Raw genomic sequence first — 24,966 nt, forward strand, 5'->3', positions numbered from 1 at the left:
ACGAAGACGAAGACGAAGACGAAGAAGAGGACAGTGCCAGTGATGAGGCTGATAGCGAAGATGAAGATGAAGATGAAGATGATGAGGAATAATTCGCTTCGCGCTTAAGAGGTCATAGATTCTAGAGTTTTGGAGATGGCATATCTTCAGAGGGTAGCAGGGTATAAAAAATTATCTCAAAAAGAAATAATCATAATCTGATAATTATAATAATCAGAAAGCAATTGTTTTGTGTGGGATAATTCGATATTAATAAGATTGTTCTGAAGTAGATCAGCATTAATCATAGATTAGTGCTGATTAATAGTTGAATTTTGTTTATCAGTTAACAACTCTCTTACTATAATGCTTCAATTTATAGAAGGGCTTTTACTGTGGCAGAAGAGTCACAAAATAAATTGGTTTATGCTGGAAAACTTGGATATAGCTTTCGTCGGCATTTGCATGAAAGATTTATAGAAACTTTTTTATTCTTATCAGCGATTCTTTCGGTTGCAATTATGCTTGCAATCATTGTGATGCTTGTAAAGGAGTCGGTAGTTTTTTTTCGACAAGTATCTATCTGGGATTTTTTGACAGATACGCAGTGGACGCCGTTGTTTGATGATGCTCATTATGGAATATTGCCGCTAATCTCTGGAACGCTAGTAAGTTCTTTGATTGCGTTGTTGGTTGCACTTCCTATGGGTACCATTATTGCCATATATCTTTCCGAGTTTGCACCATTTTCTGTGCGTGAAATCGCAAAACCTTTCCTCGAATTATTGGGTGGTGTGCCGACAGTTGTCTACGGATATTTTGCACTACTATTTGTAACCCCATTATTACAAATTATTTTTCCGGAATTGCCAGGTTTCAATTTACTATCTGCTGGATTGGTAATGGGAATAATGATCATTCCATATGTAAGTTCAATGACTGAGGATGCTATGCGTGCGGTTCCAATGAATCTGCGGGAAGGTTCTTACGCCATGGGCGCTACACGTTTCCAGACATCTATTCGCGTAGTTATGCCGGCAGCGTTTTCTGGTATAGCGGCTGCATATATTTTAGGTATATCGCGTGCCGTTGGTGAAACAATGGTAGTGGCAATTGCCGCTGGAATGCAGCCGAATTTGACATGGAATCCAATGGAGCCAGCGGCAACAATTACAGCTTATATTGTTCAAGTTAGTTTAGGAGATTTGCCGCATGGAAGTATCGGTTATCAGACTATATTCGCTGCTGGTTTGACTTTACTGTTAATAACACTTGTATTTAATATCATTGGACATTTGCTGCGGAAACGATATCGCGAAATTTATTGATGAACTGGAGACAATGTTGATTATTAGCGTTTGTTGCAATAAATAATTTCTTAAGATGTTTGCTAGTGGAAGCATGCAATGAGAAGTGAGAAAAGCCTTGAAGAAATTAGAAGAATCATTAGTCTGCACAAAAGATTGGACTTGATTTTTATGATCACTGGCATTGTTGCGTTAATGATCGCGATAATGACCTTTATGGCTTTATTTGCACATATGTTGATTGATGGTTTGCCTCGCTTATCTTGGGAGTTTTTTACATCATTTCCATCGCGACGCCCAGAGTCTGCCGGAATCTTATCTGCTTGGGTTGGTACTACTTTGGTTATGCTTGTAACGGCAGCAGCTGCGGTGCCATTAGGGGTAGGGTCAGGCATATACCTGGAAGAATACGCTCCCCGGAATTTGTTGACCGAGATCATTGAGATTAATGTCACCAACTTAGCGGGTGTTCCTTCAATCATATATGGTTTGCTTGCATTAGGATTGTTTGTGTATCAATTAGGCTTCGGGCAGAGTATCTTGTCAGCTGGATTAGCTTTGGCGTTATTGATTCTGCCGATTGTTATTGTAGCTACACGTGAGGCGATACGGTCAATCCCCATTACGATACGAGAGGGAGCCTATGCATTGGGCGCAACTAAGTGGCAAACAGTTTCGGATCATTTGTTGCCATACTCAGCCGCAGGAATTTTAACAGGAATTATTATTGGTTTGGCCCGAGCGATTGGTGAAACTGCTCCAATTATTACAATTGGAGCATTGACGTTTATAGCTTTTTTGCCCCCATCTCCAGTAAAAAATGAATTTCCATTTGTATCATTTGAATGGCTCACAGCTCCCTTTACCGTGATGCCAATACAAATGTTTAACTGGGTGTCACGACCAGAGGAGGCTTTTCAATTGAATGCGGCTGCAGCAGGCTTGGTTTTGGTGATTATGACCCTTGCCATGAATGGGTTAGCAATTTATTTACGCTACAGAATGCGGAAAAATATTAAGTGGTAAGATGATACATACACAGAAAGAGATTGCAGAGTCTGCTCAATATAAATCTGAAGTAAAGAGTCTCAGCTTTTACTATGGGGGATTTAATGCGCTTAAGAATATTGATATGGTGCTGCACGATAAAAAAATTACAGCGCTGATTGGCCCATCTGGATGCGGTAAGTCGACATTCTTGAGATGCTTTAATCGCATGCATGATTTGTATCCAGGTAATCGTTATGATGGTGAAATAATTTTGTACCCTGATGATGTAAATATTTTAGCCTCGAATGTTGATCCGATCGAAGTGCGGATGAGAATAAGTATGGTGTTCCAAAAGCCAAATCCATTTCCTAAATCAATTTATGAGAATGTAGCTTACGGATTGCGTGTAAGAGGGATTAAACAGCGAGCAATTCTAGATGAAAAAGTAGAGATAGCTTTACGCAATTCGGCGTTATGGGATGAGGTCAAAGATCGTTTGCACGATCTTGCTTTTAATCTCTCAGGAGGGCAGCAACAGAGGCTTTGTATTGCTCGTGCGCTAGCAACGGATCCGGAGATTTTGTTATTTGACGAACCAACCTCTGCGCTTGATCCAATAGCGACGGCTAGTATTGAAGAGCTAATTACCGACTTAAAGACTAAAGTTACTATACTTATTGTTACTCACAATATGCAGCAAGCAGCGAGAGTATCAGATTATACTGCTTATATGTATTTAGGTGAATTAATTGAGTTTAATGTAACTGATACAATATTTATTAAACCTAAGAATAAGCAAACCGAAGATTATATTACTGGTCGCTTTGGTTAATGAATAGCAATTGTCTAAATAATCAATAGAGCCTTTTAATTTCTTGTAGATTTAATTCTTGATCTCAGAGGTAGTTTCCTTATCTAGATTGCACATGCAGCATTTTATTTTGCCACATATCAGATAAAATCTACATAATGCATGAAATATATCATGAGTGGCGCTGATGTTGTGTAATTGACTTGATAAAGAATCAAGGGTAGCATCGCCCATTTCGGAAAGTTGGAGTTATAAGCAAGATGCGTAAAAAGATGGTTGTTGGTAACTGGAAGATGCACGGTAATTTGTTAGAGAATAAACAATTACTTGATGAGCTGATTTCTAGCTTGAATGGATTGCACGAAGATCTTGTTGCAGTTTGTGTGCCTTATCTCTATCTACCATCTGTACAAAATCAGTTACAGAATTCGAGTATAGCTTGGGGCGCTCAGAACGTGAGTCAATATAAAAAGGGCGCATACACAGGAGAAGTTTCAGCATCAATGTTGAGTGATTTTCGGTGTCGATATGTTATTGTAGGGCATTCGGAGAGAAGAATACTATTTGGTGAAGATAATAATGTGGTCGCAGAAAAATTTGTGGCAGCTCAAAACGCCGGAATAATTCCAATTTTATGCGTTGGAGAAACACTGGAACAACGTGAAGCTAATAATACTGAGCAAGTCATTGAGCAGCAATTAATGTCGGTCATTAATTTGGCAGGAATCGAGTCGCTTAACGAGGCCGTTATTGCTTATGAGCCAGTCTGGGCTATTGGAACGGGTATGACTGCATCACCAGAACAAGCGCAAGATGTACATGCATTTATTAGAGAAGGTTTAGCTAAGCAGAATTTGAATGTGGCAAATCAGGTGATTATTCTCTACGGAGGGAGCGTTAAAGGCAATAATGCATCTGAGCTATTTGCTATGCCAGATATTGATGGTGGCTTAATAGGTGGCGCTTCGCTTATTGCAAATGATTTTATAGCAATTTGTCGCGCATTACGTCATTAAATTTTTCGGAGTATAACGTTGGAAATCTTGGTTTGGGCTGCGCATGTTTCGCTAGCGATTGTATTAATAGTTTTGGTATTATTGCAGCATGGTAAAGGCGCAGATATGGGAGCTGCATTTGGCAGTGGTTCAGCAGGCAGTTTGTTTGGAGCAAGTGGTTCAGCGACTTTCTTAAGTCGTGCTACAAGCTTTGTGGCGGCAATGTTTTTTGTCACGAGCTTGAGCTTAACCTATTTCTCGATGAATCAGACCTCGGGAGGAAGTGTAATGGGTAGTATCATGGATGGTGTGGACGAGACTGAGAGTGCTGCAGTGACAGAAGTAAATGGGTCATCGACTTCTGGGCTTGATCACGATGTGCCTGAAGCTGAAGACGGTTCAATAGTTAACAAGATACCTGAGTGACGCTTCGACGCTAGAATAAATTAGTGCAGAAGCTTAATGATAAGATAGAGCATGGTTTTGCCGCCGATGTGGTGGAATTGGTAGACACGCCGTCTTGAGGGGGCGGTGGCGAAAGCTGTGCGAGTTCGAGTCTCGCCGTCGGCACCATGTGTATGTAGTCGATTCTCTTTAAACTCTAACGTATAAATTTAAAATGCTTGAAAACTATTTTCCGATACTATTGTTTCTTATTGTTGGCTTTCTAGTAGGAGTTGTGCCCATGCTTTGTGGATGGCTACTTGCGCCCAACAATCCAGATAGTGAAAAGCTTTCACCTTATGAGTGCGGATTTGAGGCTTTTGAAGATGCGCGGATGAAGTTTGATGTGCGCTACTATTTGGTAGCAATACTGTTTATCTTATTTGATCTGGAAATTGCGTTTCTTTTTCCATGGGCGATTGTGCTGGATGAGATTGGATTGTTTGGATTTGTTGCAATGATGATTTTTCTGAGCATCTTGGTAGTGGGATTTATTTACGAATGGATGAAAGGTGCTTTAGAATGGGATTAATGTTATGGGTATAGAAGGAACACTTGAAAAAGGCTTTGTTACTACTAGTCTGGATTCGATTATTAATTGGGGGCGAACCGGCTCTATGTGGCCAATGACCTTCGGGTTGGCATGTTGTGCGGTTGAAATGATGGAAACAGGAGCTGCGCGCTATGATCTCGATCGATTTGGAATAGTATTTCGCCCAAGTCCACGTCAATCGGATGTTATGATTGTTGCCGGAACATTATGTAACAAAATGGCGCCTGCTTTACGTAAAGTGTATGATCAAATGGCTGAGCCCCGGTGGGTGATATCAATGGGGTCATGCGCGAATGGGGGCGGGTATTATCATTATTCTTACTCAGTAGTTCGTGGGTGTGATCGCATAGTGCCGGTTGATATTTATGTGCCTGGTTGCCCGCCAACAGCGGAAGCCTTGTTGTATGGCATCATTCAGCTACAGAATAAGATTAACCGTACTAACACAATCGCGCGCTAAATCTTAATTAGTATGTCTACTACTCAACAAGAAACTCTTGCTGCAGCATTGCGAAAATTGCTGCAGACTAAATTAATTAATCTGCAAATGCAACGGGATGAGTTAACCATCGTAGTAAATGCTGAGGATATTCTAGAAGTCAGTAAAGTATTGCGTGATGACTCGGCACTTATGTTTGATATATTGATCGATCTGTGCGGAATAGATTATTTAACATATGGCGATGATCTATCAGTTAAATACGACTTGAAAAATAGACGTTTTGCAGTAATTTATCATTTGCTATCGGTCGAGCGGAATCAAAGGCTACGTGTTCGAGTTTTGGCAGAGAATAATGAATTTCCTGTGGTTCATTCAGTTACCGAAGTATGGCCTGCTGCTAATTGGTTTGAGCGCGAGGCATTTGATCTCTATGGTATTGTTTTTGCCGATCACCCGGATTTGCGTCGTATATTGACTGATTATGGGTTTATCGGAAATCCTTTTCGTAAGGATTTTCCGATAACTGGGCATGTTGAGATGCGATATGATGAGCGACAGAGACGTGTTATTTATCAACCAGTTAGTATTGAGCCGCGAGAAATAACACCACTCGTGATACGTGAGGAGTACTATGGGGATAGTGAGTCCTCATGATCTCATCTTGAATTGTGTTTTTTTAAGAATTTTCAAGCAAGAAGTGACTTATGGCTGAAATACGTAATTACACTATGAATTTTGGACCGCAACACCCGGCAGCTCACGGCGTGCTTCGATTGGTTCTGGAATTAGATGGAGAAGTTGTTCGACGTGCAGATCCGCATATTGGGCTGTTGCATCGTGCGACGGAAAAGTTGGCGGAAAACAAAACATATATTCAATCAGTCCCTTATATGGATCGATTAGATTATGTCTCTATGATGGTCAACGAGCATGCTTATGTGATGGCCATAGAGAAGTTGCTGCAAGTTGAAGTGCCCCTTAGAGCGCAATATATACGCGTAATGTTTGATGAAATTACTCGTATTTTAAATCACTTGCTTTGGATTGGTGCGCATGCTCTTGATGTTGGAGCCATGACCATGTTTCTTTATGCTTTCCGCGAAAGGGAGGACTTGATGGATTGCTATGAGGCAGTATCAGGTGCTCGAATGCATGCCGCTTATTACCGCCCTGGCGGAGTATACCGAGACTTGCCGGATTCCATGCCTAAGTATCAGTCTTCGAAAGTTCATAGCGAAAAGCAGACTCGTATACGGAATGAAAATAGAGAAGGTTCTTTGTTAGACTTTATTGAGGATTTTACGAATCGTTTTCCAACCTATGTCGATGAATATGAAACTTTGTTGACGGATAATAGGATTTGGAAGCAGCGTTTGGTTGATATTGGTGTCGTCTCTCCTGAGCGTGCTAAAGCGTTAGGATTTACTGGCCCAATGTTGCGGGGATCAGGTGTGGAATGGGACTTGAGGAAGAAACAGCCCTATGAGGTTTATGATCGTCTTGAATTTGACATACCGATTGGAGTAAATGGTGATTGTTATGATCGATACTTAATACGTATGGAGGAGTTTCGTCAGTCAAATCGTATTATTAAACAGTGCGTCGACTGGTTGCGTAAAAATCCAGGGCCGGTCATTACTGATAATCATAAGGTTGCGCCACCATCTCGTGTTGAGATGAAACAAAATATGGAAGAAATGATTCATCATTTCAAGTTGTTTACAGAGGGCTTTCATGTGCCACCGGGCGAGGCTTATGTTGCTGTTGAGCATCCTAAAGGTGAGTTTGGTATTTACATGGTATCTAATGGTGCCAATAAACCATATCGACTGAAAATACGTGCACCTGGTTTTGCACATTTGGCAGCTTTAGATGAAATGTCCAGAGGGCATATGATTTCCGATGTGGTCGCAATTATTGGTACGCAAGATATAGTATTTGGTGAGATAGATAGATAACGATGTTAAGTGCTGAATCTCTTAAAAGAATAGATCGTGAGATCGCTAAGTATCCGGTTGACCGAAAACAATCAGCTGTAATGTCGGCACTCGCAATCGCGCAAGAGGAGAAAGGTTGGCTAGCCAATGAAACAATGAATTTTGTGGCTGAATATTTGGGTATGCCGCCAATCGCGGTTTACGAGGTAGCTACTTTTTATAATATGTACAATCTGGAACCGACAGGTAAGTACAAAATAACAATATGTACTAACTTACCTTGTGCTTTATCGGGTAGTAATGACAGTGCAAAATATATAAAACAAAAATTAGGCATTGAGTTCAATCAAACAACACCAGATGGAAAATTTACGCTAAAAGAAGGTGAATGTTTTGGAGCTTGTGGCGATGCGCCGGTCTTGCTGGTGAATAATAAACGTATGTGTAGTTTTATGTCTGAAGAAATGATTGATAAATTGCTGGAGGAGCTGGGCGAATGAATCAGTATCCACAGACCTTAATGAATGGAGTCGATCCATCTGATTCCGATAATTGGCGACTTGGGAGTTATGAGAAACGTGAAGGATATGCAGCTCTAAAAAAAATATTAATAAAAAAAATAACTCCTGAAGAAGTCATTGAGGAAGTTAAGAAGTCAGCACTGCGTGGTCGTGGTGGAGCAGGATTTCCTACAGGCTTGAAATGGAGCTTCATGCCTAAAGGCTATGAAGGTGATAAGTATATAGTCTGCAATTCAGATGAAGGAGAACCGGGAACTTTTAAAGATCGTGATATTTTACGATATAACCCACATATTCTGATCGAAGGCATGATAATAGCAGCGTACGCAATGGGCGTAAAAGCGGGTTATAACTATATCCATGGAGAGATATGGGAAACATACGAACGGATGGAAGAAGCCGTAGAAGAGGCACGAGCGGCTGGTTATCTCGGAAATAATATTCTAGGTTCGGCGTTTGGTTTTCAACTATACAATCATCATGGATATGGTGCTTATATCTGTGGAGAAGAGACGGCACTGTTAGAATCAATAGAAGGCAAGAAAGGTCAACCGCGTTTTAAGCCGCCTTTCCCTGCTAATTACGGTCTTTATGGAAAGCCGACTACTATTAATAATACTGAGACATTTGCTTCAGTTCCTTGGATAATTCGTAACAGCGGGGAGAAGTATCTTCAACTTGGCAAACCCAATAATGGCGGTACAAAAATATTTTCAGTATCAGGGCATGTCAATAAGCCTGGAAATTATGAAGTGCCACTTGGTACATCTTTTGCAAAATTATTGGAATTGGCTGGCGGCATGCGCGGGGGAAGAAAGCTGAAAGGATGTATACCCGGAGGATCATCAATGCCGGTATTGCCTGGTGATATCATGATGCAAACAGATATGGACTACGATTCTATCGCTAAAGCAGGATCGATGCTTGGTTCAGGTGCTGTTATCATCATGGATGAGACGACTTGTATGGTAAGAGCGTTGGAACGTTTGTCCTACTTTTATTATGAGGAATCCTGTGGACAATGCACCCCTTGCCGAGAGGGGACTGGATGGCTTTATCGCATTATCAATCGCATTGAGCATGGTAAGGGTCGATATGAAGATCTTGATCTTCTGGATAATATCGCTGACAACATACAGGGGCGAACTATTTGCGCCTTGGGGGATGCTGCAGCCATGCCTGTCCGGGCTATGCTTCAACATTTTCGTGACGAGTTTGTTTACCATATAGAACATAAAAAATGTATGGTTTAATTATTAGTAACTTAATAATTAAGAGCGCGTCAATTTAATTATTCGTGATTAACACAAGAATTTTAACCGATGGTCAATATAGAAATCGACGGTAAGCAAGTATCTGTACCCAAGGGGAGCACCATTATGGATGGTGCAAAGCAAGTTGGTATATACATTCCACATTTCTGCTATCACAAAAAATTATCTATTGCTGCTAATTGTCGCATGTGTTTGGTGCAAGTAGAAAAAGCGCCAAAGCCGTTGCCCGCTTGTGCAACGCCAGTGATGGATGGAATGAAGGTATATACGCATTCTCAGCAAGCCGTGACCGCGCAAAAAGGTGTAATGGAGTTTTTGCTAATCAATCACCCACTGGATTGCCCTATTTGTGACCAAGGCGGTGAGTGCCAACTACAAGATCTGGCTGTGGGGTATGGTTCGAGCGGATCGAGGTACTCCGAAGCGAAGCGGGTAGTTGTTAACAAGAATTTGGGACCGTTGATATCAACAGATATGACACGATGTATACACTGTACGCGCTGCGTTCGGTTTGGTCAGGAAATTGCCGGGATTATGGAACTTGGTATGGCTGGACGTGGTGAGCATTCGGAAATACTTGCGTTTGTCGATAAAACAGTTGATTCTGAATTGTCGGGTAACGTGATTGATCTTTGTCCCGTTGGAGCGTTAGTCAGTAAGCCATTTCGTTATTCGGCTCGTACATGGGAGCTATCTCGCAGAAAATCAATCAGTCCACATTGTGGACTAGGGTCGAATCTTGTCGTTCAAGTTAAACAAAATCGTGTGATGCGAGTGCTTCCTCGAGACAATGAGGAAATTAATGAGTGTTGGTTATCTGATAAAGATCGATTTTCTTATGAAGGACTGAATTCTGAAGACAGGTTGACACACCCCTTGATCAAACGTGATGGCGAATGGTTTGAGTGTGACTGGCAAGAAGCACTGGAATTCACAGCCAGTGCTCTTCAGGCAATAAAACATCAGTATGGTGCAAATAAAATTGCTGCATTAGGGTCTGCGCATAGTACCATGGAAGAGCTTTATTTGTTGCAAAAATTGTTGCGAAGCTTGGGTAGTAGTAATATTGATCATCGCCTGCGCCAATCCGACTTTAGTGCGGATAAGAAAATGCGGGGCGTTCCATGGTTGGGTACTAGCATTGCAGATATTTCGCAACTAAAGTCAGTTCTAATTATCGGCAGTACACTACGTAAAGATCATCCACTCATAGCACAACGCTTGCGGCAGGCTGTTAAGAATGGTATGGAAATGAATATTGTAAACCCGGTAGATGATGATCTATTAGTTAATGTTGCAAACAAAACAATCATTGCTCCGAGCTTATTGGCCAGGACTTTGGCTGAAATTCTAAAAGCTGTGGTTGAGATAAAAGGAATAGAGCAAACGGATGAGTTGAAGCCAATCCTTAATTCGGTAGGTGCTCCGAGTACAACTAATACCGCTATTGCATCTAGTTTGATTGAAAGCACACCGGCTGCAATTTATTTGGGTAATATTGCGCAACACCATCCTGATTATGCGAAGTTAAATTGGCTTGCCGGATTGATTGCTAAGATAAGTGGTGCAAGTTATGGCGTGTTAGGTGAGGCTGCCAATAGTGTAGGCGCTTATCTGGCCGGTGCGATACCTGAAATTAACTCCACAATTACAGCATTTTCAGTTTCTGAAAGACCGAATAATATAGAATGCGGATTGAATGTTGCTCAAATATTTGGATTCGACAATGAGCGAACAGATGAAAGATGCAGCGCTTTTATATTAATGAATACAGAGCCGGAATATGATTCTTATAATTCACAACAAGCAACAGAAACAATTAGAACGAGTAAGTTTGTGGTGTCATTAAGTGCTTACCAAGGAAATGCTAAAGATTATGCAGATATATTACTGCCAATCGCGCCATTTACTGAAACATCAGGAACCTATGTTAATACAGAAGGCAGGGTGCAGAGTTTTAATGGAGTGGTTTCGCCACTAGGTGAAGCTAGACCTGCATGGAAGGTATTGCGTGTACTAGCTAATTTGCTAGAGCTGGATAAATTCGAATATGAAACAACAGAGCAAATACGTGCAGAGTTTTTTCCTGGTGGGTTTGAGATTAGCCAGTATTTGAACAATAGTTTAGAAAATTTTGAAGCTGCCATTTCGATAGTTGAAAAAGATGGTGTCGAGCGTATTGGAGAAGTGCCGATTTATCAAGCCGACCCAATTGTTCGTAGAGCCGAATCTCTACAGGCTACACATGATGCTGAACTGCCCAAGGTCTGGATGACGGGCGGAATGTTGGAAAATTTAGGTATTGCCGTAGGTGATAAAGTAAAAGTTAAGCAAGGTGAAGGGCTTGTACAGCTTGAAGCCGGACTAGATGAAAAATTACCGTCTAATTGTGTTCGTATCGCATGTGCACATCCTAAAACAGTAGCGTTAGGTGCTCTGTTTGGTGAAGTAAAGATAGAGAAATTGTGATGGTAATGGTTGGAGTTTATTAATGGAGAATATTCAACAACAGTTTGTGGAAATATTGGGTGCTGAATGGGGGGGCATGATGTTCTCACTAGCTTCAAACATGACATTTATTTTTGCCATTGTTGTTCCATTGTTATTGGGCGTAGCGTACCTTACTTTTGCAGAACGTAAGATAATTGCTTATATGCAAATTCGGGTAGGCCCGAATAGAGTAACTTTCTTTGGTATACCCTGGTTACGCGGTTGGGGGCAGCCGATTGCTGATGCGGTCAAGGCAATCATGAAGGAAATCATAATTCCGACAAACGCGAATAAATTTCTTTTTATTCTGGCCCCGGTGCTAACTATCATGCCGGCGTTGGCTGCTTGGGCTGTGATCCCTTTTTCACCTGAACTCGTACTTGCGGATATCAACGCCGGATTGCTTTATATTCTGGCAATGACATCTATGGGTATATACGGCATCATTATCGCGGGCTGGGCATCCAACTCTAAATATGCTTTCATAGGTGCTATGCGTTCAGCTGCGCAAGTAGTTTCGTATGAGCTGGCAATGGGGTTTGCTTTAGTATGTGTTTTGATGATGTCACAAAGTTTAAATTTGGGTGATATTGTGAATGGCCAGAAAGGTAACAGTCTGTTAAATTGGTATTTTATCCCATTGTTCCCGATGTTTCTGATTTATTTAATTTCAGGCGTGGCTGAAACAAATCGTGCACCATTTGACGTCGCTGAAGGTGAATCAGAAATTGTTGCAGGTTTTCATGTTGATTATTCAGGTATGGCTTTTACCGTATTTTTTCTGGCCGAATATTCCAATATGATATTGGTAGCAGCGTTAACATCTATTATGTTTTTGGGAGGGTGGTTGCCGCCGATTGATATTGCACCATTTACATTGATACCTGGTTTTATTTGGCTGCTATTAAAGATTGCATTTATTTTGTTCTTTTTTCTTTGGTTTCGTGCCACCTTTCCGCGGTATCGTTATGATCAGATCATGAGATTAGGCTGGAAAATATTTATTCCTATAACACTCGTATGGATTGTTTTATTAGGTGCAATAATGCAATTGCCCGAATCGATTCGAAATGCGTTCCCGTTAAACATCTGGTTCTAAAATTGAGAGAATACAATGGATCGTATCAAAAAATTTTTTAGTACTTTTTTATTATTTGAGTTGTTAAAAGGCATGGCAGTAACTGGAAAATACTTTTTTAAACCAAAGGTAACTGTACATTATCCAGAAGAAAAAACTCCTCAATCACCACGCTTCCGTGGCTTGCATGCATTACGCCGTTATCCAAACGGAGAAGAGCGCTGTATTGCTTGCAAATTATGTGAGGCTGTCTGTCCTGCTATGGCGATAACCATAGAATCAGAACAACGTGCGGATGGTACGCGACGGACTACACGTTACGATATTGATTTAAGCAAATGCATTTTTTGTGGTTTCTGTGAGGAATCCTGTCCGGTTGATTCAATTGTTGAAACGCGCATATTGGAGTATCACTGTGAAAAAAGAGAGGATTTTATATATACCAAAGAAATGCTACTGGCAGTGGGAGATCGATATGAAGAGCAGATTGCCAGAGACCGAGAAGTCGATGCACCCTATCGTTGAATCTTGCCGGTAAATACTAATGATTTTTCAAGATATTTTATTTTATTTCTTTTCAACAATACTAATTGCATCGGCACTCGGTGTAATTACGGTGCGTAATCCGGTAAATTCGGCTTTATTGCTAGTATTGTCATTTGTTACGTGTGCAGGTTTGTGGTTGTTGTTAGAAGCAGAATTTCTTGCGATTACTCTGGTATTGGTTTATGTCGGTGCTGTCATGGTTTTATTCTTATTTGTAGTAATGATGCTGGATATTAATCTGGATCGGCTACGAGAAGGATTCTGGAAATGGTTTCCGTTTGGCGCGATGATTGCATTGGTTATAGTGGTAGAAATATCGATGGTGCTGATGGGTAAATATTTTGGGTATGAAGAAATGCCTTTACCGGAACCAAAAGGTGCTGATTACAGTAATACGAAGGAACTGGGGCGATTAATTTATACTGAGTATGTGTATGCGTTTGAATTAGCGGCTGTGCTTTTGCTGGTTGCGATGATTGCGGCGATAGCGTTAACACTGCGTCATCGTGAGGATAAGAAATCTACGAATCCGTTTAAACAAGTCAAAGTAAGAAAAGAAGACAGAATTCGTATAGTGACCACCATGTCGGCAGAAAAAAAGGAATGACAAGTGTGCAAACTTATTTCTGTTTGATGACTATTAAAATATAAAAGAGGTAACCTTTGATTTCATTGTCTCATTACCTTGTGCTCGGTGCGATATTATTTGCGATTGGATTGGTTGGTATTTTTCTGAATCGAAAAAATGTCATTATTATACTGATGTCAATCGAATTGATGCTGCTGGCTGTGAATATGAACTTTGTCGCTTTTTCGCACTACTTGCAAGATATATCAGGACAAATTTTTGTATTCTTCATTTTGACAGTGGCAGCTGCTGAATCTGCTATTGGTTTAGCAATACTCGTGGTGTTATTTCGTAATATGCATACAATTAATGTCGATGATTTAGACAAACTTAAAGGTTAGTTAAGGAATATTGTAAGTATTTATAACTATAAGAATTATTAATCAAGATGCAGAAACTTTATTTATTGGTTCCGTTGGCTCCGTTAGTTGGATCGCTTATCGCGGGATTATTGGGGCGTTTTATTGGGCCTGTTTGGAGTCATCGTTTCACGATTACATTAGTATTCGCTTCTCTGGTGGCATCTATTGTTATTCTTTTGGATGTATTAGAAGGTAATAGCTATAACGGCAGCGTTTATACTTGGTTAATAACGGGCGATACGCGATTCGAAATTGGTTTTCTAATTGATCAGTTATCGGCGACCATGATGGTTGTTGTTAGCTTAGTGTCCCTGATGGTGCATATTTATACTATTGGTTATATGCATGGCGATTCAGGTTATCAGCGTTTTTTTAGCTATATCTCATTGTTCACCTTCTCAATGATGATGTTGGTGATGTCAAATAACTTTTTGCAATTATTTTTTGGTTGGGAGGCTGTTGGACTGGTCTCGTACTTGTTAATCGGTTTTTGGTATACGCGTCCTACTGCGATTTATGCCAATATGAAGGCATTTTTAGTAAATCGTGTCGGAGATTTTGGTTTTCTCCTGGGTATTGGCATGATATTAGCTTATTTTGGTACGCTTGATTATGCATCTGTCTTTGCACAAGCACCGGGTATCGTCGATGAAAATATCGAATTGATATCTGGTGTATCTTGGCTTGTGATCACGGTTATTTGTATATTGTTGTTTATAGGTGCAATGGGAAAATCAGCGCAATTTCCTTTACATGTATGGTTACCTGATTCCATGGAAGGGCCAACACCTATATCAGCATTGATTCATGCTGCGACAATGGTAACTGCGGGTATATTCATGGTGGCACGGATGTCGCCGCTTTTTGAGTTATCTGATACAGCGTTGTCAGTTATTTTAGTAATTGGTGGAATTACTACATTGTTTATGGCACTTGTTGCTGTGATTCAGAATGATATTAAGCGAGTCGTTGCCTATTCCACACTATCTCAATTAGGTTATATGACTGTAGCGTTGGGCGCATCCGCTTATTCTGCAGCAATTTTCCATTTAATGACGCATGCATTCTTTAAAGCCGTTTTATTCTTAGGGGCTGGTTCTGTCATTATCGCCATGCATCATGAGCAAAATATGCAGAAAATGGGCGGACTTAAAAGTTATATGCCGATTACCTACTGGACAATGTTTATTGCTGCATTAGCCAGTGCGGGCGTTCCCGGGTTTTCTGGTTTTTTCTCTAAAGATGCAATTATCGAAGCGGTTCATTTCGTTAATATTCCAGGCGGCAGTTTTGCCTATTTCTGTGTTTTGACAACGGTATTTGTGACAGCTCTTTATACTTTCCGGTTAATCTTCATGACGTTTCATGGGAAACCCCGAATGGATCAGCATACTAGAGAACATTTGCATGAGTCGCCGTGGGTTGTGACTGTGCCGCTGATGATATTAGCTATACCGACTATAGCGGCCGGATGGTTTATTGGCCCGATGGTTTTTGGTGACTATTTCAGCAGTGCGATTCATGTATTACCACACCATGATGCGATCGAAAAATTAGGTGCAGAATTTTCTGGGATAGGTGGAATGATAATGCATGCTTTGTATACTGCGCCATTTTGGCTTTCGATGGTAGGTATTTTGGTCGCTTGGTATTTGTATTGCGTAAGAATCGATATTCCAGGAAAAATAAAAGCGAGCTTTGGTTCAGTGTATAACTTGCTTGATCGCAAATACTATATTGATGAACTATATTCATGGCTTTTTTCCGGCGGAACGCGTGCCTTAGGTACGGTGCTTTGGAGGTATGGTGATATCAAAATTATTGATGGATTCTTTGTCAATGGTGCAGCACGAGTGGTTGCACTGACTTCAGCAATCGTTCGTCGCTATCAAACAGGTTATATTTATCATTATGCATTTACAATGATTGTTGGCATATTTTTTCTATTGACGCTATGGCTGTATTAGATTGCGCAAATAAGCAATGAAACATGCTGCTGTTTATAGATATCAATAAATAAAATACCTAAAAGTATATAAGTACCACTAACAAATGAAACGGAATAAGTATGTCGTTTGAATTCCCACTATTAAGTTTAATTATTTGGCTACCCATTGCGTTTGGTGTAGCCGTTTTTGCAACTGGAGGTGATCACAATGCACAACTTGCTCGTTGGATCGCTTTAATTGGTTCGATTTTGGGATTTCTAGTAGCGATTCCGCTGTATACCAATTTTGATTCTACAGCGGGAGCTATGCAGTTTCTGGAAGATCATATATGGTTTGAACGTTTTAATGTCAATTATCATATCGGCGTAGATGGTATTTCTATGCCATTAATCTTGTTGAATTGCTTTATTACTCCCTTGGTGGTGGTAGCTGGATGGGAAGTCATTAAAGAACGCGTATCCCAATATATGGGAGCATTCTTGGTTATGTCCGGAATTGTCAATGGCGTTTTTTCTTCATTGGACGCGATTCTATTTTATGTGTTTTGGGAAGCATCGTTAATACCGATGTTCTTAATCATTGGTATCTGGGGTGGTCCCAATCGTGTTTATGCAGCAATCAAATTTTTTCTTTATACGCTGCTTGGCTCCTTGTTGATGTTAATTGCATTTATTTATTTGTATCATGCATCAGAAGGAAGTTTCTCAATAGAGGATTATCACAAGCTAGCAATACCGATGGCGCCACAGATTTTAATATTTATTGCATTTCTTCTGGCATTTGCGGTTAAAGTCCCTATGTGGCCAGTGCATACTTGGTTGCCAGATGCGCACGTTGAAGCACCCACGGGTGGCTCAGTTGTTCTGGCAGCAATCTTGCTTAAATTGGGGGGATATGGTTTTTTACGTTTTTCATTGCCAATCGCACCGGATGCAAGTCACTACCTGGCAGAAATGATGATTGTATTATCGTTGGTTGCGGTAGTTTATATTGGGTTGATTGCACTCATGCAAGCCGATATGAAGAAATTGATAGCCTATTCATCAGTAGCACATATGGGATTTGTAACATTAGGCTTTTTCTTATTGAATGCTTATGGTATTGAAGGTGCAATAGTACAAATGATTTCGCATGGTTTCATTTCCGGTGCGATGTTTCTTTGTGTCGGCGTGCTTTACGATCGATTACATTCCCGTCAGATTGCTGATTATGGCGGTGTCATAAATAAAATGCCTGTTTTTTCAGCCTTTTTCATGCTATTTGCGATGGCGAATGCTGGCTTACCAGGGACGAGCGGTTTCGTGGGCGAATTCATGGTGATCATGGGTGCCATTAAAGTAAATTTTTGGTACGCATTTCTTTCTGCAACCACATTGATATTAGGAGCCGCTTATACTTTGTGGATGTATAAGCGCGTCATTTTTGGTGCGGTGGCAAATCCTGCGGTGGAAAGCTTGCAGGATATATCCAAGCGAGAGTTCGGTTTGTTGGCAATTCTGGCAATTTCAGTTTTGTGGATTGGTATTTATCCATTTCCATTAACTGAAGTGATGCATGCAACAGTTGATCAACTTCTAACTCATGTTAGTAATAGTAAATTGTAATACAGAAATTTCAGAACGGTGATCGTTCCTGTTATAAGGATAATGAGTTAATGAATTTTATACCACCTGATTTTGCGCCAGCTTCGTCCGAGATTTTTATGCTTATCATGGTGTGCGTGGTAATGCTTGCAGATCTTGCCGCTGGCGAGGGTAGGCGCTATATTGCATATTTGTTGACACAAACTACGCTGCTGGGTTGTACGATACTTACCTTCATATCATTTTCCACTGAATCAACGCTAACTTTTCACGGTATGTTCGTCGATGATTCCATGGCTGATATTCTTAAGTTGATGGTTTATGGTACGGTATCAGCTGTACTCGTATATTCGCATTCCTATATAAGTGATCGTGGAATGCTAAAAGGAGAATTTTTCAGTTTAATACTATCTGCAACCCTGGGCATGATGGTTATGATCTCAGCCAGTCATTTCCTGACTCTATATATCGGCCTGGAATTGCTTTCATTATCACTTTATGCATTAGTCGCACTAAGACGCGACTCCTTAGTGGCAACGGAGGCAGCCATGAAGTTTTTTGTGTTGGGCGCATTGGCATCAGGCTTTTTGCTGTATGGCATGTCAATGGTTTATGGAGCGACAGGAACGCTCCATGTATCTCAGCTTGCACAAGTTATTCAAAGCGGGGCAAGTAGTAAAGAAGTACTCGTTGTCGGATTAGTTTTTATTGTAGCAGGTATTGCTTTTAAGCTTAGTGCAGTGCCCTTTCATATGTGGGCGCCGGATGTTTATCAAGGTTCGCCGACTGCGGTAACACTATTTATCGGTTCTGCACCAAAATTAGCGGCATTTGGTTTTGTAATGCGGTTACTAGTTGAAGGAATGAGTGAAATGGTTACTGACTGGCAAGGCATGCTGGTAATTTTGGCCGTTTTATCTATGGCGGTGGGTAATATTGCTGCGATAGCACAAACGAATATCAAACGCATGCTAGCTTATTCGACTATTTCACATATGGGTTTCTTACTGCTTGGATTTATCAGTGCTGATGCAAATGGTTATAGCTCGGCTTTGTTTTATATCATTGCTTATGTACTGATGACTCTTGGTACTTTTGCCATGATTATGCTGTTGTGTCGAAGCGGATTTGAAGCTGAAAATATTGATGACTTTAAGGGGCTCAACAAGAGGAATCCCTGGTATGCATTCATTGCACTGTTATTGATGTTATCGCTAGCAGGTATTCCACCAATGATTGGGTTTTATGCAAAATTTGCTGTGTTGCAGGCAGTTGTCAATGCTGGCTATATTTGGCTGGCTGTGGTGGCAGTATTATTTTCGTTGATCGGTGCTTTTTATTATTTGCGTATTATCAAATTAATGTATTTTGATGACCCGGAAACTATGGAGCCTCTTGTCTCCAGTAGCGATGTTAGGATTTTATTAAGCGCTAATGGTTTTGCAGTTTTAGCATTAGGAATATTCCCGCAGGCACTTATGGGATTAAGTCTTTATGCAATCGAAAATTCTATGTAGTCAACGCGATAGGCAGGGTGTTTTTTCGAGAAATCCCTGTTGTGGCGCATCTGCATTTCACAGAAGATCGAAGTAAATTTCTTATCTTGCCGAACTGGAGTATCTTAACGATATTCCTTCAATTATCGATTATGAAATAGAGTTTGTTTAAATTACATCGTTAATATAAATTTCATAATTGATCATAGATCAATTAGCTTGAATTCTTCAGTTTAAATCCCATATCTAGAAAAAACAAATTTAAGGAGGTAAACATGCAGGATGCAACAACTAAAGAACAATTAAGTTTTCAAGCGGAAGCAAAGCAATTACTAAAATTGATGATTCATTCCTTATACAGCAATAAGGAAATATTTTTGCGTGAACTGATTTCAAATGCCTCTGATGCAGCAGACAAATTACGTTTTGAAGCTCTCACAGATGCGGCACTTTACGAATCGGATTCGGATCTCAGAATTCGCGTTAGTTATAATACTAACGAGCGAACTATTTCCATATCCGATAATGGTATCGGTATGTCCCGCCAAGAAGTTATTGATCATATAGGAACTATTGCAAAATCAGGTACACGTGAATTTTTTAATTCATTAACCGGTGATCAAATCAAAGATGCACATTTGATTGGTCAATTCGGTGTAGGATTTTATTCAGCTTTCATTGTCGCTGACAAAGTGACATTGATTACCAGACGTGCCGGATTGACTGCTGAACATGGCGTGAGATGGGAGTCCAGTGGTGAAGGTGATTACACGCTGGAAACTGTTGAGAAATCCACGCGTGGAACCGAAATAATTCTGCATTTACGCAAAGAAGAGGATGAGTTTCTGAATGGGATGAGGATTCGTAATATTATCCGGAAATATTCAGATCATATTACCTTGCCAATTGTGATGAAAAAGGAGGAATGGTCACAAGAAGAAAGTAAAAATAAAATTCTTGATGAAGATGAAACTATCAATCAGGCGAATGCATTATGGGCACGCTCAAAGAATGAAATTACTGCGGAACAGTATAATGAATTCTATAAACATGTAGCGCATGATTTTGAGCCTCCGCTTGCTTATGTACATGCACGGGTAGAAGGTAAGCAAGATTATACGCAGTTGCTATATATTCCTGCTCGAGCACCGTTTGACTTATTTGATCGCGAGCGCCGCCATGGGATTAAGTTGTACGTGCAACGGATTTTCATCATGGATGATGTGGAAAAACTATTGCCTAATTATTTGCGCTTTGTACGAGGTGTGATTGATTCGAATAATTTACCTCTAAATGTGTCACGAGAAATTTTGCAGGAATCCAAAGATATTGATTCAATTAGGGCGGGTGTGGTCAAGAAAGTTCTGGGATTAATTGAAGATTTATCAAAACACGAAGATGATGAAGGTAAAGAAAAATACAAAACCTTCTATCGGGAATTTGGCCAGGTTATAAAAGAAGGTGTAGGGGAAGATTTTTCTAATCGTGAACGCATTGCTAAGCTATTACGTTTTGTTACAACGAACAGTGATTCCGATGAACCGGCAGTTTCTTTGGAAACCTATCTGCAGCGTATGAAAGAAGGTCAGGAAAAAATTTATTATGTGACCGCAGATAGTCTCAAGGCGGCTAAAAACAGTCCGCATCTTGAGGTTTTTCGCAAGAAAGGTATCGAAGTATTCTTATTATCAGATCGTGTTGATGAATGGCTTGTAAGTAATCTAACTGAATTCGAAGGAAAACCCCTGCAATCAGTAGCTAAGGGTGGACTGGATCTAGGAAGCTTGGAAGATGCGGCTGAGAAAGAAGAACGCGAGAAAGAAACCAGTGCTTTCCAAGAATTGACCGAAAAAATGAAAGAGGCACTCAGTGAGCAAGTAAAAGATGTGCGTGTCACGTTTCGCTTGACCGAATCTCCCGCCTGCCTGGTGGCAGACACTTACGATATGGGGGGTAACTTGGAAAGATTATTAAAGTCGACGGGGCAAAAAATACAACACACTAAGCCAATACTGGAAATTAACCCACATCACCCAATGGTGCAGCGATTAAATACTGAAGTGGAAAATTTTGAGGACTGGAGCCAGATATTGTTTGATCAGGCTTTATTGGCTGAAGGTGGTCAGCTCGAAGATCCAGCTGCGTTTGTCAAAAGACTCAACGAATTTTTACTGTTAAAGTCTTAAGTATTGTGAAATTGTATGAGCGTGGGTTCCGTAAGTCATATGGATTCCGGAAGATTGAAACTGCAATGTGAAACTTCTAGCTATATCGAATGTCCATTTTTCGAATAGGTAAAACGTGCTGTTATAAATTCTGCGAGTAAAATCAAGCGAACCAATGGTGAGGTCTAAGAATAATCAGGCAATTGATTCAGTCAAAACCTACCAGGCAAAGTTTCTGGCGCCGTTCGCTGTTTTAGGTATTAAAACAGAAGAGGATTGGCTTACAAATATTGATTATTTGCCGGTTGATACACCAACTCTGGCGCCACAAACTGTGTTGGCAAAAGAAGTGTGCAGGCAATTACTCGCTTACTTGAATGAGCCAAATTTTACGTTTGACCTGTGCCTGCATATCCATGGTACGACGCATCAGCAGCGTGTTTGGCATGCTATTCAAGCTATTCCATGTGGAAAAACAAGTAGCTATGCAGAAATAGCAACGCGACTGTATTCAGCACCCAGAGCGGTAGGTCGAGCGTGCGGTGCCAATCGTATTCCGATTGTCATACCGTGTCACCGGGTTATTTCCAAGAGTGGTGAAATAGGAGGTTTTATGAATGCGAGTGAAGGAAACCCTTTAGAGATTAAACGTTGGTTGTTGCAACATGAGAGTTCCTGAGCTAAATACCGGACTGCTGGACGAGTTTTCTGATGCTCTGTGGCTCGAGGATGGCTTGTCGCGTAATACACTGGACAGCTATCGCAATGATCTGCAACTTTTTAGCGAATGGCTGAAGAAACGTAATCCGAGTAATAGCATGTTAACCGAGGCGACAAATTCTGATTTGCTGGAATTTCTTGCATCTAGAGTTGCAGCTAAGATGAAAGCCAGTACCACAAGCCGCGAGTTATCCAGCTTAAAGCGTTTTTATAGATTCCTGCTGCGTCAGGGAAAAATTGTAACTGACCCAAGTCTTAATATTGAAACACCAAAACTGCAACGCCACTTGCCGGAAAGCCTCTCAGAGAAAGAGGTTGAGCTGTTGTTAAGTGCACCTGATCTAGCGCAGCCGCTTGGTTTGCGTGATCGTGCCATGCTTGAAGCTTTGTATGCCAGCGGATTACGGGTATCGGAACTGATTAATCTTAAGTATTCGCAAGTCAGCATGGATATGGGCGTGTTGCGGGTTATGGGTAAAGGCAGAAAAGAGCGCCTTGCGCCGGTGGGAGAAGAATCACTCGAATGGTTGAACCGTTATACTAAAGAGGCGAGGCCTCTGCTGTTGAATGGTATCGTTACGGATACAATATTTGTGACAACTCGTGGTGCCGCTATGACACGCCAAGCTTTTTGGTACCTCATCAAAAGATATGCACAATTGGTGGGTATTGCCAAACAGTTATCGCCACACACGTTGCGCCACGCATTTGCTACTCATTTGTTAAATCACGGCGCTGATCTGCGCGTTGTGCAGCTACTATTGGGGCATGCGGATATATCAACTACACAAATTTACACACATATTGCGCGAGAACGTCTGAAACAGCTTCACGCTCAGCATCATCCACGCGGATAATCCGAAATTTGGCTATTTTCTGGTCAATAGAGGATAAAGCGCCAAAATTCCAAGAGCAACAAACGCAGACAATGACCAATCAGGAATTGTTAACGATAAAAATGTCCAATCAATATTAGCGCAATCGCCATTAGCTTCAAACATTCCAGGCCACCAATCGGCAATGGGCAATGAGTTCAGCAAGGCTTCTTCAGGACTGATACCGCATTCAAACGATTCCGGATATCGAACCAACCAGGCATGCCGTGCTGCAATGATTGCTCCCATGAGGGCAAATATAACCATCAATAAACTATAAAGGTGACGCCCAAAAGATTTAGGGTTATGAAGAAGCGCAATGAATGCTGTCAATGCCAATGACCAATACGCCAGACGTTGTGCAACACAAAGCGGGCAGGGTAATAAGCCTTTTACATGCTGTAGATATTGAGCGTAGCTCAGAAGTCCGATACAAATTAGTAAGATGAATAGAAAAAATAATCTCATTGGCGTTTTATTACCTGAATCTAACGGATGGCATAGTTTATCCATAAATTGTTTGTGGAAATCATACAATTTGTTATGATGGGAACAAGAAAAATGTCAGTTTGAAGCAAGGTTTCGGAACAATAATCGGTTAAAGTATAGACATATTCATCTGGTAGGATGTCTGCAGTAGTTGTGGAATTTTTTTCAATCATCAATTCAAGGAGGTTCACCATGCGAGCAAGGTTATATTTCTTGGTTCTAATTATTCTTACTTTTCTGGTTTCAAGTGTATCCTTGGCTGGGGAATCAGCAAATGCCGGTGAAGCTAAAGCGAGTGTAGGAACCAGCCTTTATCATATCAAATTAGCCGAGCATTACGAAAAGGAATCCAAGGAAATGTATGCAAAAGCAGAAGAGGAAAAAAAGATGTTGAAAGAGTATGAAGAGCACAGTGAATATTACGGCCGGGCAGGGCAAGAATTCCATTCACACCATGAGGCTCTATTAAGAGAATTTACTAAAGCAGCAGAAAAAAATGAGAATATGGCTGCTGTCCATAGGAAAATGGCAGAATAGATCAGGTATTATAGTAAGTTAACGAATAGTTTGGGTTGTCACATTCCGGGATTCCAATACCAGAACCTTCATAATCCTGCATGAATTATGAAGGTTTTTTGGAGAAATCCAGCTTATTTTTATAACGCATAAATAATGCTGATGTGATCATGTCCGCTATTTTTCCCTCCAGATTGCATAAGCAAGTAAAGCCCAGGCTGTGAGGAATGAGACACCGCCAAAAGGTGTGATCATGCCCAGTGCGCGCAAATCAGTTATGCTAAGCGCATAAAGGCTGAAACTGAACAAAACAATGCCAATCATCATTAACCAACCGGATATTGGCATTAAACGAGACTTGGGAAAATGTAGCCCAGTGCGCGCAAATCAGTTATGCTAAGCGCATAAAGGCTGAAACTGAACAAAACAATGCCAATCATCATTAACCAACCGGATATTGGCATTAAACGAGACTTGGGAAAATGTAGCCCAGTGCGCGCAAATCAGTTATGCTAAGCGCATAAAGGCTGAAACTGAACAAAACAATGCCAATCATCATTAACCAACCGGATATTGGCATTAAACGAGACTTGGGAAAATGTAGCAGAAGCAGACCGATGATGATGATTCCGAGAGCGTGATAAAAGTGATATTGCACGCCAGTGTGATACACCGAAAGCATATCGGCTGATAACATTCTTTTCAATCCATGCGCACCGAAGGCGCCTAATGCGATGCATAATAATGCATTCAATATGCCTATAATTAGAAAAGTTCTTGACATTGGGATCTCTTTGTTCTCGTTAAATATGGAGG

At 40.8% G+C, this 24,966-nt stretch carries 26 protein-coding genes, 1 tRNA gene and 1 pseudogene; 24 read left to right on the forward strand and 4 right to left on the reverse strand.

Translation table 11 applies throughout. The features are described from left to right. Positions 1-374 precede the first annotated feature (374 nt). The 23 genes from pstC (at position 375) to xerD (ending at position 23,127) form a co-directional block, all read left to right on the forward strand. Positions 375-1,307, forward strand: a complete 933-nt coding sequence (gene pstC, locus C4S39_RS13300; RefSeq protein WP_103967441.1) for a phosphate ABC transporter permease subunit PstC — start codon at positions 375-377, stop codon at positions 1,305-1,307. Between the two features lie 78 nt (positions 1,308-1,385). Beyond that, complete coding sequence (gene pstA / locus C4S39_RS13305; protein ID WP_103967442.1) at positions 1,386-2,312, forward strand: phosphate ABC transporter permease PstA; 927 nt, start codon at positions 1,386-1,388, stop codon at positions 2,310-2,312. A gap of 1 nt (position 2,313) precedes the next feature. Beyond that, positions 2,314-3,108 carry a phosphate ABC transporter ATP-binding protein PstB gene (gene pstB, locus C4S39_RS13310; protein ID WP_103967443.1) on the forward strand — a complete coding sequence of 265 codons (795 nt, stop codon included), beginning with the start codon at positions 2,314-2,316 and terminating at the stop codon, positions 3,106-3,108. 239 nt (positions 3,109-3,347) lie between these two features. Then, on the forward strand, positions 3,348-4,103 hold the full coding sequence (gene tpiA / locus C4S39_RS13315; protein WP_103967444.1) for a triose-phosphate isomerase: 756 nt from the start codon (positions 3,348-3,350) through the stop codon (positions 4,101-4,103). Between the two features lie 18 nt (positions 4,104-4,121). Continuing rightward, positions 4,122-4,508, forward strand: a complete 387-nt coding sequence (gene secG / locus C4S39_RS13320; RefSeq protein ID WP_103967445.1) for a preprotein translocase subunit SecG — start codon at positions 4,122-4,124, stop codon at positions 4,506-4,508. Positions 4,509-4,570: 62 nt separating this feature from the next. Continuing rightward, positions 4,571-4,655: transfer RNA gene (locus tag C4S39_RS13325), tRNA-Leu, on the forward strand. Between the two features lie 46 nt (positions 4,656-4,701). Next, the gene (locus tag C4S39_RS13330; protein ID WP_103967446.1) at positions 4,702-5,058 is read left to right on the forward strand and encodes an NADH-quinone oxidoreductase subunit A; all 357 of its coding nucleotides are present in this window, start codon (positions 4,702-4,704) and stop codon (positions 5,056-5,058) included. A 4-nt stretch (positions 5,059-5,062) separates the two neighbouring features. Further along, positions 5,063-5,539 (forward strand): NuoB/complex I 20 kDa subunit family protein, encoded by a 477-nt coding sequence (locus C4S39_RS13335; RefSeq protein ID WP_103967447.1) that lies wholly within the window; start codon positions 5,063-5,065, stop codon positions 5,537-5,539. Positions 5,540-5,551: 12 nt separating this feature from the next. Further along, positions 5,552-6,175 carry an NADH-quinone oxidoreductase subunit C gene (locus C4S39_RS13340; RefSeq protein ID WP_103967448.1) on the forward strand — a complete coding sequence of 208 codons (624 nt, stop codon included), beginning with the start codon at positions 5,552-5,554 and terminating at the stop codon, positions 6,173-6,175. A gap of 50 nt (positions 6,176-6,225) precedes the next feature. Continuing rightward, complete coding sequence (locus tag C4S39_RS13345; protein ID WP_103967449.1) at positions 6,226-7,479, forward strand: NADH-quinone oxidoreductase subunit D; 1,254 nt, start codon at positions 6,226-6,228, stop codon at positions 7,477-7,479. Positions 7,480-7,481: 2 nt separating this feature from the next. After that, positions 7,482-7,958: an NADH-quinone oxidoreductase subunit NuoE gene (gene nuoE, locus C4S39_RS13350; RefSeq protein WP_103967450.1), complete on the forward strand. Its 477-nt coding sequence runs from the start codon at positions 7,482-7,484 to the stop codon at positions 7,956-7,958. Then, on the forward strand, positions 7,955-9,232 hold the full coding sequence (nuoF, locus tag C4S39_RS13355; RefSeq protein WP_103967451.1) for an NADH-quinone oxidoreductase subunit NuoF: 1,278 nt from the start codon (positions 7,955-7,957) through the stop codon (positions 9,230-9,232). Before nuoE ends, nuoF begins: the two co-directional genes overlap by 4 nt. Before the next feature lie 69 nt (positions 9,233-9,301). Continuing rightward, on the forward strand, positions 9,302-11,722 hold the full coding sequence (gene nuoG / locus C4S39_RS13360) for an NADH-quinone oxidoreductase subunit NuoG (RefSeq protein WP_103967452.1): 2,421 nt from the start codon (positions 9,302-9,304) through the stop codon (positions 11,720-11,722). A gap of 22 nt (positions 11,723-11,744) precedes the next feature. Continuing rightward, positions 11,745-12,842 (forward strand): NADH-quinone oxidoreductase subunit NuoH, encoded by a 1,098-nt coding sequence (gene nuoH, locus C4S39_RS13365; RefSeq protein WP_103967453.1) that lies wholly within the window; start codon positions 11,745-11,747, stop codon positions 12,840-12,842. Between the two features lie 15 nt (positions 12,843-12,857). Further along, positions 12,858-13,346, forward strand: a complete 489-nt coding sequence (gene nuoI, locus C4S39_RS13370) for an NADH-quinone oxidoreductase subunit NuoI (RefSeq protein ID WP_103967454.1) — start codon at positions 12,858-12,860, stop codon at positions 13,344-13,346. A 19-nt stretch (positions 13,347-13,365) separates the two neighbouring features. Continuing rightward, entirely contained in the window at positions 13,366-13,974 is a 609-nt protein-coding gene (locus C4S39_RS13375; RefSeq protein WP_103967455.1) for an NADH-quinone oxidoreductase subunit J, read from the forward strand. Positions 13,975-14,030: 56 nt separating this feature from the next. Beyond that, positions 14,031-14,336: an NADH-quinone oxidoreductase subunit NuoK gene (gene nuoK, locus C4S39_RS13380; protein WP_062558633.1), complete on the forward strand. Its 306-nt coding sequence runs from the start codon at positions 14,031-14,033 to the stop codon at positions 14,334-14,336. A 47-nt stretch (positions 14,337-14,383) separates the two neighbouring features. After that, positions 14,384-16,324, forward strand: a complete 1,941-nt coding sequence (nuoL, locus tag C4S39_RS13385; RefSeq protein WP_103967456.1) for an NADH-quinone oxidoreductase subunit L — start codon at positions 14,384-14,386, stop codon at positions 16,322-16,324. A 101-nt stretch (positions 16,325-16,425) separates the two neighbouring features. Further along, complete coding sequence (locus C4S39_RS13390) at positions 16,426-17,910, forward strand: NADH-quinone oxidoreductase subunit M (RefSeq protein ID WP_103967457.1); 1,485 nt, start codon at positions 16,426-16,428, stop codon at positions 17,908-17,910. Positions 17,911-17,960: 50 nt separating this feature from the next. Further along, positions 17,961-19,406: an NADH-quinone oxidoreductase subunit NuoN gene (gene nuoN / locus C4S39_RS13395; protein WP_103967458.1), complete on the forward strand. Its 1,446-nt coding sequence runs from the start codon at positions 17,961-17,963 to the stop codon at positions 19,404-19,406. 254 nt (positions 19,407-19,660) lie between these two features. After that, positions 19,661-21,571 carry a molecular chaperone HtpG gene (gene htpG / locus C4S39_RS13400; protein ID WP_103967459.1) on the forward strand — a complete coding sequence of 637 codons (1,911 nt, stop codon included), beginning with the start codon at positions 19,661-19,663 and terminating at the stop codon, positions 21,569-21,571. A 154-nt stretch (positions 21,572-21,725) separates the two neighbouring features. Next, a complete protein-coding gene (locus tag C4S39_RS13405; protein ID WP_103967460.1) occupies positions 21,726-22,229 on the forward strand; it encodes a methylated-DNA--[protein]-cysteine S-methyltransferase in 504 nt (167 codons plus the stop codon). Further along, positions 22,216-23,127 (forward strand): site-specific tyrosine recombinase XerD, encoded by a 912-nt coding sequence (gene xerD, locus C4S39_RS13410; protein WP_103967461.1) that lies wholly within the window; start codon positions 22,216-22,218, stop codon positions 23,125-23,127. The genes C4S39_RS13405 and xerD overlap by 14 nt, the downstream gene beginning before the upstream one ends. A gap of 12 nt (positions 23,128-23,139) precedes the next feature. Here xerD and C4S39_RS13415 read toward each other — a convergent pair whose 3' ends face one another. Continuing rightward, entirely contained in the window at positions 23,140-23,613 is a 474-nt protein-coding gene (locus tag C4S39_RS13415; protein ID WP_181023833.1) for a disulfide bond formation protein B, read from the reverse strand. Between the two features lie 213 nt (positions 23,614-23,826). Here C4S39_RS13415 and C4S39_RS13420 point away from each other — a divergent pair, with 213 nt between their 5' ends. Next, on the forward strand, positions 23,827-24,171 hold the full coding sequence (locus C4S39_RS13420; RefSeq protein ID WP_103967463.1) for a hypothetical protein: 345 nt from the start codon (positions 23,827-23,829) through the stop codon (positions 24,169-24,171). 156 nt (positions 24,172-24,327) lie between these two features. Here the strand turns inward: C4S39_RS13420 and C4S39_RS13425 are convergent. The 3 genes and pseudogenes from C4S39_RS13425 to C4S39_RS13435 form a co-directional block, all read right to left on the reverse strand. After that, positions 24,328-24,501 (reverse strand): annotated as a pseudogene (locus tag C4S39_RS13425) (DUF423 domain-containing protein); the annotation flags it as partial. Further along, on the reverse strand, positions 24,498-24,614 hold the full coding sequence (locus tag C4S39_RS16100; protein ID WP_103967464.1) for a DUF423 domain-containing protein: 117 nt from the start codon (positions 24,612-24,614) through the stop codon (positions 24,498-24,500). The pseudogene C4S39_RS13425 and the gene C4S39_RS16100, both read right to left, overlap by 4 nt. Continuing rightward, positions 24,614-24,934 (reverse strand): DUF423 domain-containing protein, encoded by a 321-nt coding sequence (locus C4S39_RS13435; protein WP_103967465.1) that lies wholly within the window; start codon positions 24,932-24,934, stop codon positions 24,614-24,616. The genes C4S39_RS16100 and C4S39_RS13435 overlap by 1 nt, the downstream gene beginning before the upstream one ends. Positions 24,935-24,966: the final 32 nt, after the last annotated feature.

This window comes from Nitrosomonas ureae, assembly GCF_900108305.1.
In the GTDB taxonomy this organism is placed as follows: Bacteria; Pseudomonadota; Gammaproteobacteria; order Burkholderiales; family Nitrosomonadaceae; genus Nitrosomonas; species Nitrosomonas ureae_B.

Bases quoted from the DNA above. Each gene is read 5' to 3' on its own strand.
- C4S39_RS13390 (WP_103967457.1), top strand. From the start codon at position 16,426: ATGTCGTTTGAATTCCCACTATTAAGTTTAATTATTTGGCTACCCATT.
- pstA (WP_103967442.1), top strand. From the start codon at position 1,386: ATGAGAAGTGAGAAAAGCCTTGAAGAAATTAGAAGAATCATTAGTCTG.
- nuoN (WP_103967458.1), top strand. From the start codon at position 17,961: ATGAATTTTATACCACCTGATTTTGCGCCAGCTTCGTCCGAGATTTTT.
- nuoH (WP_103967453.1), top strand. From the start codon at position 11,745: ATGGAGAATATTCAACAACAGTTTGTGGAAATATTGGGTGCTGAATGG.
- C4S39_RS13330 (WP_103967446.1), top strand. From the start codon at position 4,702: ATGCTTGAAAACTATTTTCCGATACTATTGTTTCTTATTGTTGGCTTT.
- C4S39_RS13335 (WP_103967447.1), top strand. From the start codon at position 5,063: ATGGGTATAGAAGGAACACTTGAAAAAGGCTTTGTTACTACTAGTCTG.
- pstB (WP_103967443.1), top strand. From the start codon at position 2,314: ATGATACATACACAGAAAGAGATTGCAGAGTCTGCTCAATATAAATCT.
- C4S39_RS16100 (WP_103967464.1), bottom strand. From the start codon at position 24,614: ATGCCAATATCCGGTTGGTTAATGATGATTGGCATTGTTTTGTTCAGT.
- tpiA (WP_103967444.1), top strand. From the start codon at position 3,348: ATGCGTAAAAAGATGGTTGTTGGTAACTGGAAGATGCACGGTAATTTG.
- C4S39_RS13375 (WP_103967455.1), top strand. From the start codon at position 13,366: ATGATTTTTCAAGATATTTTATTTTATTTCTTTTCAACAATACTAATT.
- nuoI (WP_103967454.1), top strand. From the start codon at position 12,858: ATGGATCGTATCAAAAAATTTTTTAGTACTTTTTTATTATTTGAGTTG.
- C4S39_RS13405 (WP_103967460.1), top strand. From the start codon at position 21,726: ATGGTGAGGTCTAAGAATAATCAGGCAATTGATTCAGTCAAAACCTAC.
- C4S39_RS13345 (WP_103967449.1), top strand. From the start codon at position 6,226: ATGGCTGAAATACGTAATTACACTATGAATTTTGGACCGCAACACCCG.
- nuoF (WP_103967451.1), top strand. From the start codon at position 7,955: ATGAATCAGTATCCACAGACCTTAATGAATGGAGTCGATCCATCTGAT.
- C4S39_RS13415 (WP_181023833.1), bottom strand. From the start codon at position 23,613: ATGAGATTATTTTTTCTATTCATCTTACTAATTTGTATCGGACTTCTG.
- htpG (WP_103967459.1), top strand. From the start codon at position 19,661: ATGCAGGATGCAACAACTAAAGAACAATTAAGTTTTCAAGCGGAAGCA.
- nuoL (WP_103967456.1), top strand. From the start codon at position 14,384: ATGCAGAAACTTTATTTATTGGTTCCGTTGGCTCCGTTAGTTGGATCG.
- nuoG (WP_103967452.1), top strand. From the start codon at position 9,302: ATGGTCAATATAGAAATCGACGGTAAGCAAGTATCTGTACCCAAGGGG.
- nuoE (WP_103967450.1), top strand. From the start codon at position 7,482: ATGTTAAGTGCTGAATCTCTTAAAAGAATAGATCGTGAGATCGCTAAG.
- C4S39_RS13420 (WP_103967463.1), top strand. From the start codon at position 23,827: ATGCGAGCAAGGTTATATTTCTTGGTTCTAATTATTCTTACTTTTCTG.
- C4S39_RS13435 (WP_103967465.1), bottom strand. From the start codon at position 24,934: ATGTCAAGAACTTTTCTAATTATAGGCATATTGAATGCATTATTATGC.
- C4S39_RS13340 (WP_103967448.1), top strand. From the start codon at position 5,552: ATGTCTACTACTCAACAAGAAACTCTTGCTGCAGCATTGCGAAAATTG.
- xerD (WP_103967461.1), top strand. From the start codon at position 22,216: ATGAGAGTTCCTGAGCTAAATACCGGACTGCTGGACGAGTTTTCTGAT.